This is a genomic window from Acinetobacter sp. AB03 (assembly GCF_058107045.1).
Map to the genome: position 1 here is coordinate 2,964,667 of NZ_JBUEBA010000002.1, position 14,219 is coordinate 2,978,885.

The 14,219-nt window shown below is 43.3% G+C and carries 13 protein-coding genes and 1 riboswitch; of the genes, 8 read left to right on the forward strand and 5 right to left on the reverse strand.

Features of this window, described 5'->3' with window-relative positions:
* Nucleotides 1-6: 6 nt before the first annotated feature.
* From hemC to ACY3FQ_RS14905, 3 genes are all read right to left on the reverse strand, one after another.
* Nucleotides 7-927 (reverse strand): hydroxymethylbilane synthase, encoded by a 921-nt coding sequence (gene hemC, locus ACY3FQ_RS14895; RefSeq protein WP_201953304.1) that lies wholly within the window; start codon nucleotides 925-927, stop codon nucleotides 7-9.
* Between the two features lie 117 nt (nucleotides 928-1,044).
* Nucleotides 1,045-1,785, reverse strand: coding sequence for a LytR/AlgR family response regulator transcription factor (locus ACY3FQ_RS14900; protein WP_004978616.1), 741 nt, complete (start codon nucleotides 1,783-1,785; stop codon nucleotides 1,045-1,047).
* Nucleotides 1,786-1,836: 51 nt separating this feature from the next.
* Complete coding sequence (locus tag ACY3FQ_RS14905; RefSeq protein ID WP_279043153.1) at nucleotides 1,837-2,991, reverse strand: sensor histidine kinase; 1,155 nt, start codon at nucleotides 2,989-2,991, stop codon at nucleotides 1,837-1,839.
* Here ACY3FQ_RS14905 and argH point away from each other — a divergent pair.
* The gene (argH, locus tag ACY3FQ_RS14910) at nucleotides 2,982-4,415 is read left to right on the forward strand and encodes an argininosuccinate lyase (protein ID WP_279698077.1); all 1,434 of its coding nucleotides are present in this window, start codon (nucleotides 2,982-2,984) and stop codon (nucleotides 4,413-4,415) included. The two genes, ACY3FQ_RS14905 and argH, sit on opposite strands and share 10 nt — an antisense overlap.
* Before the next feature lie 12 nt (nucleotides 4,416-4,427).
* Entirely contained in the window at nucleotides 4,428-4,700 is a 273-nt protein-coding gene (locus ACY3FQ_RS14915) for an oxidative damage protection protein (RefSeq protein ID WP_004978611.1), read from the forward strand.
* A 506-nt stretch (nucleotides 4,701-5,206) separates the two neighbouring features.
* On the opposite strand, the gene phoU is transcribed toward ACY3FQ_RS14915, so the two are convergent.
* Complete coding sequence (gene phoU / locus ACY3FQ_RS14920; protein WP_004692799.1) at nucleotides 5,207-5,923, reverse strand: phosphate signaling complex protein PhoU; 717 nt, start codon at nucleotides 5,921-5,923, stop codon at nucleotides 5,207-5,209.
* A 90-nt stretch (nucleotides 5,924-6,013) separates the two neighbouring features.
* Entirely contained in the window at nucleotides 6,014-7,342 is a 1,329-nt protein-coding gene (abuO, locus tag ACY3FQ_RS14925) for a multidrug efflux outer membrane protein AbuO (protein WP_201953297.1), read from the reverse strand.
* Nucleotides 7,343-7,622: 280 nt separating this feature from the next.
* On the opposite strand from abuO, the gene ACY3FQ_RS14930 reads away from it, so the two are divergent.
* The 6 genes from ACY3FQ_RS14930 to gluQRS all read left to right on the forward strand — a co-directional run bounded on the left by ACY3FQ_RS14930 (nucleotide 7,623) and on the right by gluQRS (nucleotide 14,084).
* Nucleotides 7,623-8,675, forward strand: a complete 1,053-nt coding sequence (locus tag ACY3FQ_RS14930) for a hypothetical protein (protein ID WP_201953294.1) — start codon at nucleotides 7,623-7,625, stop codon at nucleotides 8,673-8,675.
* A 69-nt stretch (nucleotides 8,676-8,744) separates the two neighbouring features.
* Nucleotides 8,745-8,871, forward strand: a riboswitch (TPP riboswitch).
* 144 nt (nucleotides 8,872-9,015) lie between these two features.
* Nucleotides 9,016-10,908 carry a phosphomethylpyrimidine synthase ThiC gene (gene thiC / locus ACY3FQ_RS14935; RefSeq protein WP_287166755.1) on the forward strand — a complete coding sequence of 631 codons (1,893 nt, stop codon included), beginning with the start codon at nucleotides 9,016-9,018 and terminating at the stop codon, nucleotides 10,906-10,908.
* 75 nt (nucleotides 10,909-10,983) lie between these two features.
* Entirely contained in the window at nucleotides 10,984-11,604 is a 621-nt protein-coding gene (locus tag ACY3FQ_RS14940; protein WP_287166754.1) for an NUDIX domain-containing protein, read from the forward strand.
* A 10-nt stretch (nucleotides 11,605-11,614) separates the two neighbouring features.
* Nucleotides 11,615-12,412: a 3',5'-cyclic-AMP phosphodiesterase gene (gene cpdA / locus ACY3FQ_RS14945; protein WP_287166752.1), complete on the forward strand. Its 798-nt coding sequence runs from the start codon at nucleotides 11,615-11,617 to the stop codon at nucleotides 12,410-12,412.
* A gap of 209 nt (nucleotides 12,413-12,621) precedes the next feature.
* A complete protein-coding gene (gene dksA / locus ACY3FQ_RS14950) occupies nucleotides 12,622-13,149 on the forward strand; it encodes an RNA polymerase-binding protein DksA (protein ID WP_004692816.1) in 528 nt (175 codons plus the stop codon).
* 2 nt (nucleotides 13,150-13,151) lie between these two features.
* Nucleotides 13,152-14,084 carry a tRNA glutamyl-Q(34) synthetase GluQRS gene (gene gluQRS / locus ACY3FQ_RS14955; protein WP_287166750.1) on the forward strand — a complete coding sequence of 311 codons (933 nt, stop codon included), beginning with the start codon at nucleotides 13,152-13,154 and terminating at the stop codon, nucleotides 14,082-14,084.
* Nucleotides 14,085-14,219: the final 135 nt, after the last annotated feature.

A 14,219-nucleotide genomic window follows, 5' to 3' on the forward strand; every position in this document is an offset into this window, starting at 1 on the left:
GAAATATTAGTGATAAAAGGCTTTGAGTAAATCACCTGCACCTTGAGCCAATAACTCTTGTGCAAGGACAACGCCCAAATGCTCGGCTTCAGCGGCATCACCCGCCACTTGTGCTTTGAGGAGCGTTTGCCCATCGACACTCCCCACACGCCCTTCAAGCTGAATACGGTTGTCTGCTAAAGTGGCATAGCCTGCAATAGGTACCTGGCATCCACCTTCAAGATAAGCATTGAAAGCACGTTCAGCGCGAACACAGGTATCGGTTTCTACATGTAATAAAGGATGAATCAAATCCAATACCGCTTGATCATTTGCACGGCACTCTAGCCCTAAAGCGCCCTGACCCACAGCAGGTAAACTCAACTCTGGGCGAATGGTATGACGGATACGTTCTGCCAACCCCAAGCGTTTTAATCCTGCACTGGCCAAAATAATGGCATCGTACTGACCTGCGTCTAATTTAGATAAACGCGTTCCCACATTCCCACGTAAATCAATAATCTCTAGGTCGGGTCGTTGTTTTAAAATTTGGCATTTACGGCGCAAACTCGAAGTACCGACCTTTGCTCCTTGTGGCAAGGCATCAAAACTAACATAACTATTCGACACAAAAGCATCTAAAGGATCTTCACGCTCACAAATGACGGCCAGCGACAAACCTTCAGGCAAAGCCATCGGAACATCTTTCATCGAATGCACCGCCAAATCAGCACGACCATCCAACAAAGCTGCTTCAAGCTCTTTGACAAATAAACCTTTGCCACCAATTTTTGCCAATGGCGTATCTAAAATTTTGTCCCCTTGGGTAACAAAAGTCACTAACTCTACTGTGAGCCCCGCATGCAGTGCTTCTAAACGAGCACGAATATGTTCAGCTTGCCAAAGAGCAAGCGGGCTTTGTCGAGTAGCGATCTTTAGGGTTTTCATAAATTTTAGTATGTGCCAATAAGAATGAAACTATCTTAAACTGAATTTACCCCATTGGAAATGTATTCAGCCCAAAGCGCCCCGCCTCAGCAGCAGCAGAGCCATTTAATTGGCGTGCTAAAGCTTATGTAAGCGCTCTCGCAAGCCCGGTAAATGCCGTCGACTCACTGCTAGGCGCTCATCTAATTCACGGCAACGCACTTGATACTGCCCAGAGTTGACCACTTCAAGCCCTTCTAAAAAGTGAACTGAAACCAAGGCATTACGGTGAATACGAATAAAGGCCTCCCCAAACTCATGCTCTAAGTCTTTTAAGGTTTCATCAATTAAGACACTGCCGTTTTTGTGGCGTACCGTGACATATTTTTGATCCGCCAAAAAATAATAAATATTTTCAATGGGCACCAATTCCACACCACGATAGGTTTTCGCTGCGATTTGATGTCGCTTTACGTTAAATTCGTCCATATTTTCTTTTTGTTTTATCTCGCTCATTTGAGCTTGGGTTAATTTAGTGAGGTGACCGAGCACCTGTTGCAATTCCTGTTGCATCACTGGTTTTAATAAATAACCTTCAGCATGTGACTTAAATGCATCGAGTGCATGTTCATCATAAGCTGTACAAAACACCAATGCAGGCATCGGTTCAAGTTGGCGCAAATAATGCGCACAGGTCAAACCATCCATTTCTGGCATTTGAATATCTAAAAGTACCACATCTGGTTCATATTGTTGAGTTAATTCAATTGCTTGTTGACCATGTGAGGCTGTTGCCACCACTTGATGTCCGAGCTGACTCACCAATCTAGACAAACGTTCGATTGCTAAAGGCTCATCATCACAAATTAGGATGTCCATTTATCTCCTCCCCAACAGTCACCTTGTTTATTTTTATAGGTTCACTGCGGCTTATTTATATTGATACTGCACAACAGTGGTATACATTCCCTCCCCTGCATAGGTTTGAAAGCTCACAGTTCGCCCAAAATATGCCTCTAGACGCTGCTTCACATTTTCAATGGCAATACCATGTCCTTGTCGTTTATGAATTGTTTCCTTTGTAAATGGGTTAGTTATGACGATATTAACTTGATTTTGCAATATTTCAATCAGTACACTTATCGTACTCTTAGTTAAAAATTTTTCAACACCATGAAAAATACTATTTTCAAGTAAAGGTTGTAAAGTTAAGAGTGGAATTTGTACCTGCTTACACAATTCGGCATGCTCGATTTTCCATTCAACCTGTAAACGATCCCCCAAACGAATTTGCTCAATCGCCAAATAACGCTGACACAACTCAATTTCATCACTGAGCTTGACCAGTTTTAACTCTTGGAAACTGGCTCTAAACAGACGCGATAGATTGAGCAACATCTGTTCGGCTTTATCTGGGTCAATCGCAATTAGGCAAATCACATTGTTTAAACTATTAAACAAAAAATGCGGGTGGATACGGGCTTGCATGGCTTGCACCCGTGCATTCAGCTCACTATTTTGCTGCCTAAACCACTGTTCTCTTAGGTACAAATAACGAAAACAAAAGCTGCCTAACAGCAAGCCATAGCCCAAATGCAAAGCAACATCATTCCATAAGATGGCTGAAGTCAAACCATTGAAACTAAAATTAGCTCCAAAGAAGATCAGTATATTAAGGCTGAGCGTGGTCACCAAAACAATGATCTGTAATAGAAAAAAGCCTGACAATAAAGTCATACCTAGACTTAAATTCTGCAATTTTTTTTGCCCATACTGCATCAGTGCGGTAAAAGACAGTAAAACCCAATTGATATACAGCATATAGCCCAGCACATGCTCAAACACCAAGTTTGTCCAAGACTGTGCTTCAGCCAATGCCAACAGCATGGCCAACAAATTTCCGCCGACAAATAATTCCAACAAATGCGGCCATTGCACGATTTTGCTAAATAAATAAGAGATATTTGGCTTAGCCCTACTGGAAGTTAAATTTTGCGCATCTTGAACTTCGGCAAGTTGTCTTGAATTTGTTATACTCATGCGAGTTCTACCGCTTTTTATCTTATTGAGCCGACATGACCACATCTTCTAATTCCTCAAATCCGTCACAAGCCCAAACTTCGGGTATGTGGGGCGGTCGTTTCTCTGAAGCTACTGATGCCTTTGTTGCTGAATTTACAGCATCTGTACAATTTGACCAACGCTTTTATAAACAAGATATTGCAGGTTCTATTGCTCACGCGACCATGCTTGCAAAAGTTGGCGTTCTGACAGAACAAGAACGTGATGACATCATCAATGGCTTAAACACCATTCAAGCTGAAATCGAAGCGGGTCAGTTCGAATGGCGTATTGACCTAGAAGATGTGCACATGAACATTGAGTCGCGTTTGACTCAACGGATTGGCATCACAGGTAAAAAGCTCCACACAGGTCGTAGCCGTAATGACCAAGTGGCAACCGACATTCGCCTCTATGTCCGCGATGAAATCGATGCCATTTTAGAATTACTGAAAAAATTACAAAAAGGTATTTTGAGTATTGCTGCTCAGAACACATATACCATTATGCCGGGCTTCACCCACTTACAAACGGCACAGCCTGTGACTTTTGGTCACCACCTGTTGGCATGGTTTGAAATGTTAGTGCGTGACTCTGAGCGCCTCATTGACTGTCGTAAACGTACTAACCGTATGCCTTTAGGTTCAGCAGCACTTGCAGGTACCACTTACCCAATCGACCGCGCATTTACAGCAGAGTTACTGGGTTTTGAAGCCGTTTCTGAAAACTCACTCGATGCAGTATCTGACCGCGACTTCGGTATTGAATTCAATGCTGCGGCGTCTCTGATCATGATGCACTTATCACGCATGTCAGAAGAACTGATTCTTTGGACGTCTGCACAGTTTAAGTTCGTAAACATTCCAGACCGTTTCTGTACTGGCTCTTCAATCATGCCACAAAAGAAAAATCCAGATGTTCCAGAGTTAGTGCGCGGTAAAACAGGCCGTGTCTATGGCGACCTGATGAGCTTGTTAACACTGATGAAAGGTCAACCATTGGCGTATAACAAGGACAACCAAGAAGACAAAGAACCGTTGTTTGATGCGATTGATACCGTGCGTGGCTCGCTCATGGCTTTTGCAGACATGATTCCTGCTTTGGTGCCAAACATTGAAATCATGCGTGAAGCAGCCCTGCGTGGTTTCTCAACCGCAACGGACTTGGCTGATTACCTTGTAAAAAATGGCGTAGCTTTCCGTGATGCACATGAAATTGTGGGTAAAGCCGTTGCTTTAGGTGTACAAGAATCAAAAGATCTTTCTGAATTAACTTTAGAACAACTTCAACAGTTCTCTGACTTAATTCAAGCGGATGTATTTGAAAAAGCACTAACCCTTGAAGCGTCAGTCAATGCACGTAACCACATTGGTGGAACTGCACCTGCGCAAGTAGAAGCTGCCATTGAACGTGCCCATGCGCGTTTAGAAAAACTTTATGCTCAATAAGGACATCTAGATATGACTCGACAAGTTTTTTGCCGTAAATATCAAACAGAAATGGAAGGTTTAGACTTTGCACCTTTCCCTGGCGCAAAAGGCCAAGAACTTTTTGAAAGTATCTCCAAGCAAGCTTGGGGAGAATGGTTAAAGCACCAAACCACTTTAATCAATGAAAAACGCTTAAATGTGTTTGAACCTGATGCGAAAAAGTTTCTTGAAGAACAACGTGAGAAGTTCTTTAACAATGATGAAAGCTTAGAAAAAGCAGAAGGCTTAAAGCCAGAGGCATGATAAAGCGGAGCACTGCTCCGCCACGCTGCAAGATGAAAAGCTATGCTTGGCGTGACCAATAGAGTATTGCTCTGAAAATTATCTAAAGTAAGCAAAGCACACAGTTTCACATTTGAAAAGCCCCAACATCGGGGCTTTTCTTTTTATTCGTACAATGTTCTATCCAAGCATAGGGATGACCAACCCCCAAATAGATGACATATTGATGACTCCATTACGCTATAAAGCAATTATTTGTATCTAAATGATTGAGTGTAAACATAGCGCTACACAACCCTTGCAAAACTCAACATTACACTACAAGAACCTACATGACGCAGAAAAACATCTTTCCTATAATAGCATTCAAGGATAGAGGGAAACCTCTTATCTATAACGATAAATATCCCCGATTTTAGTCTCAGATTTCCCCCAAAGTCTGAGATTTTTTTTATCTAAAAATTAAGCAACCAAGCAACCATTAAAAAGCACAACTGAAGTTGTGCTTGAAAAATAAGATATGCTTTTTATTTTTGAATATGTTTTTCAACTTCTTCAAAACTGGTATGACGCACATCTAAACCTTTCACCATGTAAATCACTTGCTCAGAGATATTACGCGCATGATCGCCAATCCGTTCTAATGAACGCAATACCCACATCACATTAATCACACGGGCAATATGACGCGGGTCTTCAATCATATAAGTCATCAAAGTACGCGTTGCAGATTGATATTCACGGTCAATATCAGCATCGGCCATCATCACACGTAGCGCTTGTTCTGCATCTAAGCGTGCAAAAGCATCTAGGGCATCATGAATCATGACACGGACTTGGTTACCAATATGACGCGTTTCCATATAACCGCGAGGGGATTCGCCGTCTTCACATAAGCTTTGCGCAATACGAGCAATTTTCGCCGCTTCATCACCAATACGCTCTAGGTCGGTATTGGCTTTCGACATCGCAATTACCATACGCAAATCAATCGCAGCAGGATGACGACGCGCCAAAATCAAGGTCAAGGCTTCATCAATTTCACGTTCGAGCTGATTCACCGCATTATCTTTAAACTGAACATCGACCGCTAAGTTGGCATCAGTGTCGAGTAGCGCATGAATTGCATTTGCCACTTGTTGCTCTACCAAACCACCCATGGTCATAAATTTGGTGTTCACATCCTGCAAATCTTCGTTGAATTGCGAAGAAATGTGATGGTTTAAAACAGGACTATTTGGCAAAGGACGTACTCCACAGCAACATCATGAGGGACTAAAGATTGAGCGATATTAAAGCATATCAATTATGAAGATTTGATGACAACGCCCATTTTATAAGCGTGCTTTGTCCACCAACCATGCATTCATTTCTTGAATATCTTGTTCAGTCAACTTACCCACAGATGCCTTTAAATGCAAGACATTGATCAGGTAGTCATACTTGGTATTGACATAATCTTGCTTGGCCGAAAAGGCGTTGCGCTGTGCCAGTAAAACATCGACCATAGTTTTTAAACCTTCTTGATACTGCGCTTGTGAGGCACGAGAGACGAGGCTGGATGATTCCATGGCAGCTTTACGTGCTTGCAACTTGGCTTGGTCTGTTTCCACTTGTAAATAGGACTTTTTCACCTCTGTATTGGCTTTACGGATAGCGGCATCCAATTCGGCTTCAGATTTTTTGACGTTGACGGCAGCTTTTTGAATCGACTTCTTGGTTCTCCCTCCCGTATAGACATTCCAATTCATCTCAATACCAATCTGATCAAAGTTGCCTTTGGCCGACATAATATTCTCAGGAGTCTGCTCACTATAACCATAGCTTCCCACAGCTTCAATTTGCGGATACAACGCAGCTTGTTCAACCCGTTTTTGATCTTCAGCATAGCGCTGCTGTAAACGTGCCTGCTGAATGCCTAAGTTCTGTGCGAGAGCTAAATTGGTCCATGCCGAAAGCTCTGCGGGATAAGGTTTTTGAAACTGAAAGTCTTCACGCAACACTGCCAAGTTTTCTTGATAAGGCCCGATAATTTGCGCCAGTTGTTCCTGCGCCAAGACCAGTTGTACATGCGTCGCAATGCGGTTGGCCTGTGCGCTTTGGAATTGTGCATTGGCTTCACTCACATCACTTTTTGCCACCAAACCCTCTCTGAGTTTGGCATTCATCATATTCAGTTGCTCAAGTAGAGCCCGTTCTTCTTGTAAATTGGCTGCGGTTAAACTTTGTTGGCGCAGTACATTAAAATAGGCTTCCGTCACCGCTAAAATGTGTTGCTGTCGCTGTAGCTGTAAATTGACTTCACTTAAACTGAGGGAGGTCTTGACTTGTTTCAACCCTTCCCACGCATCCCAACGAAAAAGGGGTTGGCGCGCCGTAATCGCCACTTGTTTGGTGGTGGTCGTATCGGGCATGGAAAGAACCGAACTCACCTGCCCAATGGGTTGATTTTTTCGAGTCACATTCCCAGACAGACCAATGGTAGGTAGTAAATTGCCTTGTGCAATGCCTAAATTGAGTTGATCTGCTTCATATTGGAGTAAATTGGCTTGCCAGTTGGGATCATTGACTTTGGCGCGTTGTAAAGCGTCGACCAAATCCAAGGCATGACTCCACGGCGCGAAAAACAACACACAGCTGGCTAGGATACATTTAATCTTCATTGTTTTCAGTCAACCTTTCCGCCTCACTGGCCTCGTTCTGAGCAACGCTATACTAAAACGGGTTGTCATTTTTTTCGTATATTTTTTATTGCACTGGTTACAATAGCGCCCACTAATTTGTTCATTATGAAGTAAATATTAAACAGTGTCACAGCCCGTTCAACAAACTCATTCACAATACTACACATTAAAAATTCCATTCCCCCTATAAAATGAGGCACGGAGAAAAGGAGTTTCTCTACTGTGTTGTCGCTGAACTGAGTTTTTTGATCGAGTCGCTGTGAATCATTCTTCTTTATTTTCGCTTAAACCTTACGCACTGATTTTCATGTGCACGCTGTTGGCTGCCTGTCAGAAACCTGAACCTGTCAGCTTTCAAGAGCCCGCACAAATAGAAGCGTCTTCGACTCAAACCTTGGACTTAACCGATTTGTGCCAAAAAATTGACAAAAACATGTCGGAAATAGATGCACAACGTACGACTTTTGCTTTAGAGCAAATCAATCAAGATCTTAAGCTGTGTTTACCTTTACTCGGCTTTCAACAACAAAAGCATTTATTGGGTTTATCCAATAAAATGTACCGTGACTTTTTATCGGTTGAACGTACACCGCAACAGCAGCGTGCTTTTGAAAGCTATGCCCTAGAAATGGCTCAGCATCCGACCATTCAACAAAGTCTTTTTGAGCAACTTACCATTCGCGACCAATACCTCATCAAACACCAAGGGCAGTCTTATGTCGAGCTGTTTGATGCAGGCGAAGGACAAGTGCATTACCGCCGTAGCCCTGAATATTTAGCCAAAATTTTCGCGCCTTATCTCCCTGTCGCAGAGCAAGCGTTTATTGAACATCTGGCGACACAGAATCAATACCCAGCCGTGATTGGGAGTCAGGTCAAAATTGACGCCAAAGAAATTGCGGATCGTGCGCTGTATTGGGAAAGCTATTTACAGGAATATCCGAAAAGTAGCTACCACCAAGATGCACGTCATCTGTTGAATCTATACAGCACCCTCTTGTTTATCGGACTGGATACTCAACGCGTTTACGACGGCTATACCGTGCAAAGCAATTATTTGGAAGAAATTGAGCGCCTAGCCGCATTAAAAAATTCAATAGTGACGGATCAAGCACGCTTATTTTTACAGTTTGTGGCGCTCAGTCCTGAACAAAGAGCGGCTCAAATCATATTGCCTGCTTCCGCTCATGTGCAGCACCTCGGCGCAGATCAACTCTTGCAAAGACAATTGGCGCATTTTATTCAACTGCGTATGGTCCAACCCGATCAAGGCAAAGACTGCTTAAGCGATGCCATTTGCTTAGAACGTTGAATACATTTCCCTTTCACACTTTGAATAAAAAGGTCGCTGTTTTTAACAACAGTGCATGTTAAGATGATGCATCGCTTGACGGAGCGCGAGTAATTGCTCGCTGAGATCAGCTAAGACTTTCCATAAAGTTTTGAAGCTGAGTACCGTTGAACCTGATCAGGTTAAGACCTGCGTAGGAATCAAGCCATCTAAAAACTGAACGCCTTTCATTGAACTATTTCCAGTAGAAATACATCCGTTGCATTTGTACCCTCAAATCAACAACACACAGAAATAGCTTCAATTGCCATCGTTTTTGGTCGTGCTTGATTCGTTGATGTCATTCATAAGGATCATTGCAATGAACCAGTTAACGAATCTTTCCGCTGAAATTTCAGCACAACATGAACAAGATGCCAAAGATCTGACCCGTATCTTGCCTGCCTCTAAAAAAGTTTATATCCAAGGTTCACGCCCAGACATTCAAGTCCCCATGCGTGAGATTGAACTGACCGAAACCCCAACAGGCTTAGGCGGTGAATACAATCCACCAGTGATGGTGTATGACACCTCTGGTGTGTATACCGACACCAATGTCAGTATTGATCTGAACAAAGGTCTACCGAATGTCCGTGAAAGCTGGATTGAAGAGCGCAACGATACCGAAATGTTAGACAGCCTCAGTTCAAGCTTTGGTCAAGAGCGTTTACGCGATATACGTACCGCTGATATTCGTTTTGCCCATATTCAAAAACCACGTCGTGCCAAAGCAGGCCTCAATGTCACGCAGATGCATTATGCCAAACAAGGCATCATTACTCCTGAAATGGAATACATCGCTATTCGTGAAAATCAGCGTCAACGTGAAGGGGTCGATGCACGTCAGCACGTGGGGCAAAACTTTGGTGCGCATAACTTGATGGAGATCACGCCTGAATTTGTGCGCAAAGAAGTGGCTGAAGGGCGTGCAATTATCCCTGCCAATATTAACCATCCTGAAATTGAACCGATGATCATTGGCCGAAACTTCTTGGTGAAAATCAATGCCAATATTGGTAACTCCGCTCTCGGCTCTTCAATCGATGAAGAAGTCGCAAAAATGACATGGGCAACCCGTTGGGGTGCAGACACCATCATGGACCTCTCCACAGGGAAGAACATCCATGAAACCCGAGAATGGATTATCCGTAACTCACCTGTTCCGATTGGTACTGTACCGATCTATCAAGCTTTAGAAAAAGTTGATGGGGTAGCGGAAGACCTGACGTGGGAAATCTTCAAAGACACGCTGATCGAGCAAGCTGAGCAAGGCGTAGATTACTTCACCATCCATGCAGGCGTCTTATTACGTTATGTTCCAATGACGGCGAATCGCCTCACTGGTATCGTGTCTCGTGGCGGTTCGATCATGGCACAGTGGTGTTTGGCCCATCATCAAGAAAACTTCCTCTATACGCATTTTGATGAAATCTGCGAAATCATGAAAGCCTATGATGTGTCATTCAGCTTAGGTGATGGCCTGCGTCCGGGGTGTATCCAAGATGCCAATGACGAAGCACAGTTCTCTGAATTACGCACTTTAGGCGAGCTGACCCATCGCGCATGGAAACATGATGTACAAGTGATGATTGAAGGTCCGGGGCATGTGCCTATGCATATGATCAAAGAAAATATGGATCTACAACTTGAAGTCTGTCAAGAAGCACCCTTCTACACGTTAGGACCATTGACCACCGATATTGCCCCAGGTTATGACCATATTACTTCTGCGATTGGTGCGGCGATGATTGGTTGGTATGGGACTGCCATGCTGTGTTATGTCACGCCTAAAGAGCATTTGGGTCTGCCGAACAAGAAAGACGTCAAAGATGGCATCATCACCTATAAAATTGCAGCGCATGCGGCAGATTTGGCCAAAGGTCATCCGGGTGCGCAAGTCCGTGACAATGCCCTGTCTAAAGCACGTTTTGAATTCCGCTGGGAAGATCAGTTTAATCTCAGTCTTGATCCAGACACGGCGCGTAGCATGCATGATGAAACCATGCCGAAGGAAGCACACAAGTCTGCGCACTTCTGTTCAATGTGTGGTCCGAAGTTTTGCTCGATGAAAATCACCCAAAACGTGCGTGATTATGCACAAAACCAACAAAACGCTACGCTGAATAAAATTCAGCAAGAAGAGGTCGAAACTGGTCTCGATAGCATGAAAAAACAATTCCATGCAAGCGGACAAAACTTGTACCAAAAAGTGTAAGTTGATAAAAAACCTTTTGTAATCATGCGATTCTCAGTTAGGATGAAATGATAAATTTCATCCTGATTGCGCTTTATGAACATAATTAAGCAAGCTACATATCACAGTGAAGATGTCCAAATTGTAGACAGAGCCTTTGTTTTTCAGGGTTTTGTTCAAGTAGAAAAAGTAAATTTACGTCATCGCCTGTTTAATCAAACTGAGTACACTTCTGTGATTTCACGTGAGCTTATTCAGCGCCCTGAAGCTGTAGGTGTCTTGATTTATGATGATGCACAACAAAAATTTGCCTTGATTGAACAATTTCGTATTGGTGCTATGGATGACCAAGATTCAGCTTGGCAACTGGAGATTATTGCGGGAGTACTCGATGGTGATGAATCACCTGAAAGCTGTATTCGCCGTGAAGCATTAGAAGAATCAGGCTGTCAGATTGAACACTTACAACATCTGTTTAGCTTTTATCCTTCAGCAGGTGCCTGTGCGGAACTGTTTCATCTGTATAGTGCTGCGGCCAATTTACCCGAACAAGGTGGTGTATTTGGTATGCCCGATGAAGGTGAAAATATTTTATTACACCTGATTGATTATGCGCAGATCGATACATTACTTTCCAACGGTCGGCTCAGAAATGCGCCTGTCATAATGGCCTTGCAATGGCTACAACAACAGATTAAAACGACAAGGAATGTCTAAGGGGTCAGGCATGACTTTAAATAATGAGAAAAATTGGACCATTATCCAAATTTCAGATACGCACTTGATGGATCAAGATCATCTGGAGTTTGTACGTATGAATCCAGAGCAAAGCTTTCATCATGTAATACAACACATTGTGGAACGTCATCCACAAATTGATGCCTTCGTCCATACGGGCGACTTGGCACAAGTACCTGTGTCTCGAACCTATCAACGCTATTTAGACTTTATGCAGAGCTTAAAGACGCCGTTTTATCAAGTTCCGGGCAATCATGACAATGCCGAACACTTCCCTTTTCATCAGCAGCAAAACAAAGTTCATGTGATTCACTTTGGCCCTTGGAGCGTGGTTTTACTCAATAGTGCGGTCAAAGGTAAAATCGATGGCTGGGTCGATGAAGCACAATTGAACCAACTGGAACAAATCCTACAAGAATTTGGCCAGCAACACATTGTGATTGCCTGTCATCATCATCCTTTTGAAATGCAGTCAAAATGGATTGACCAACATAAACTCAAGAACACCCAAGACCTTACTGCCGTGTTGGCACGATATACCAATGTCAAAATTGTGCTGTCGGGACATGTCCATCAAGAATCATGGCGTGAGTGGCATGGTATTCAGTTTTACTCGACGCCGTCTACTAGTGTCCAATTTAAGCCTTTAAGCGATCATTTTGCCTTAGATGAGCAGGCACCAGGTTATCGTATTTTACAATTAAACGCAGATGGCAGCCATGAAACCCACGTAGAACGTGTCTTACATGCACAGCAAAAAATAAATGTTGAAATTTCAGGTTATTAACTTTTCATTTTTATCGTTTTCAATTACCTTAGTTGCTCTTACGAAAAAGTGATCAATTTAATCCAAACATCAAAGACTATCAAAATACTTAAAAAGTCTATATGATGACGACCCCCGAGGGTGAATCTCCTCGAGGGTGGATAAAAACACTTGCATATCACCATATTTTTTGCGTATTAAAGATACGTATATGATGAGGATTGCCCTAAATGGCGAATGACAACCAAAATACTGTCTTAGACGAACAAACTGATGTTGTAGATGAAAAATCTACAAAACGTGTGCGCAAAACTAAGCCTAAAGCGACTGACGGTGGTTCTACTGCAAGCTTATTTGGTATTGAACCTTATCAGCCGAAAAAAAATGAAGAATACATGTCTGAAGGTCAGCTTGAGCACTTCCGCCAAATTTTGTTGGCATGGAAAGCAGAGCTGATGTCAGAAGTTGACCGCACACTCAACACCATGCAAGACGAAAACACCGCTTTGCCTGATGTGAATGACCGCGCGACACAAGAAGAAGAGTTTGCAATTGAACTACGTACACGTGACCGTGAACGTAAACTCATCCGCAAAATCGAACAATCAATTGAAGCGATTAAAAACGATGACTATGGTTTCTGTGAAACCTGTGGCATCGAAATTGGTCTGCGCCGTTTAGAGGCCCGTCCAACTGCAACTTTATGTATTGACTGCAAAACACTGGCAGAAATCAAAGAGAAGCAAAATAACGGTTAACTGTGACTGTTGATAACTCTCCAGCCAAGCATCGCTTGGCTCTTGCGCAGCGGCGAAACGATGTTTCGCTGACTCGCTACTCAGGTCGGTTTGCGCCATCGCCAACCGGCCCTTTGCATTTTGGTTCACTCATCACAGCCGTTGCCAGTTATTGCGAAGCTAAAGCACATCAAGGCACATGGTTGGTTCGTATCGAAGATACCGATATCCCGCGTATTTACCCTGGCAGTGAAAGCCACATCTTACGTTGTATCGAGGCTTTCGGCTTTCAGCCCGATGCGGAGATCATTTTCCAAAAAGATCGTCTCGACCTATATGAAGACGTGATTCAACAACTGCATCAACTCAAACTGGTCTATGCCTGTCAGTGCACCCGCAAAATGCTCGGTTCTAACCACATTTATGCAGGCACCTGCCGTGACCTTGCTCTGCCTTTTGAGCAACAAGCCATTCGCGTCAAAGTAGAAGATGTCGAAATTTGTTTTGATGATGCTCTGCAAGGCAGACACTGTTCACAACTGGCACATGAGCTCGGTGACTTTGTACTGAAACGCCGCGATGGCATTATCAATTATCAATTAGCAGTCGTGGTGGATGACTACCTACAAGGCATCACCCATGTGGTTCGTGGTGCAGATCTATTGGATAATACCGAGCGTCAAATTTATTTAGGTCAGCTCCTAAATTACCCGCGTCTTAGCTATATGCATCTGCCTTTAGCCATGAATGATCAAGGGCAAAAGTTGTCTAAACAAAACATGGCACAGGCACTGGATCTTAACCAAGCACCAGCACTACTCGCTCAAGCGATACATGCTCTAAATCAGCCATCTGTCGCGTTAGACCACCCTGAACGAATGTTGCAACAAGCCATTGCGCAATGGGATATTTCACTAATTCCGCACCGGACTACCCTGCACGGTACCTATTTATAGCAAACGATTGCAGCAGAAACTCAACACTACGCATAGCGCGCAACGTTTCAATTGAAGCAAATTCAAAAAATTTAGACCATTACAGTCACATTCATCATAAAAGAATGATAGATAGATGCGCTGACGAGAAACACA

Excerpts from the sequence above, each read along its gene's own strand:
- abuO (WP_201953297.1), bottom strand. The coding sequence starts at position 7,342 with ATGAAGATTAAATGTATCCTAGCCAGCTGTGTGTTGTTTTTCGCGCCG.
- ACY3FQ_RS14900 (WP_004978616.1), bottom strand. The coding sequence starts at position 1,785 with ATGGACATCCTAATTTGTGATGATGAGCCTTTAGCAATCGAACGTTTG.
- ACY3FQ_RS14905 (WP_279043153.1), bottom strand. The coding sequence starts at position 2,991 with ATGTGGTCATGTCGGCTCAATAAGATAAAAAGCGGTAGAACTCGCATG.
- thiC (WP_287166755.1), top strand. The coding sequence starts at position 9,016 with ATGAACCAGTTAACGAATCTTTCCGCTGAAATTTCAGCACAACATGAA.
- ACY3FQ_RS14915 (WP_004978611.1), top strand. The coding sequence starts at position 4,428 with ATGACTCGACAAGTTTTTTGCCGTAAATATCAAACAGAAATGGAAGGT.
- dksA (WP_004692816.1), top strand. The coding sequence starts at position 12,622 with ATGGCGAATGACAACCAAAATACTGTCTTAGACGAACAAACTGATGTT.
- ACY3FQ_RS14940 (WP_287166754.1), top strand. The coding sequence starts at position 10,984 with ATGAACATAATTAAGCAAGCTACATATCACAGTGAAGATGTCCAAATT.
- cpdA (WP_287166752.1), top strand. The coding sequence starts at position 11,615 with ATGACTTTAAATAATGAGAAAAATTGGACCATTATCCAAATTTCAGAT.
- hemC (WP_201953304.1), bottom strand. The coding sequence starts at position 927 with ATGAAAACCCTAAAGATCGCTACTCGACAAAGCCCGCTTGCTCTTTGG.
- argH (WP_279698077.1), top strand. The coding sequence starts at position 2,982 with ATGACCACATCTTCTAATTCCTCAAATCCGTCACAAGCCCAAACTTCG.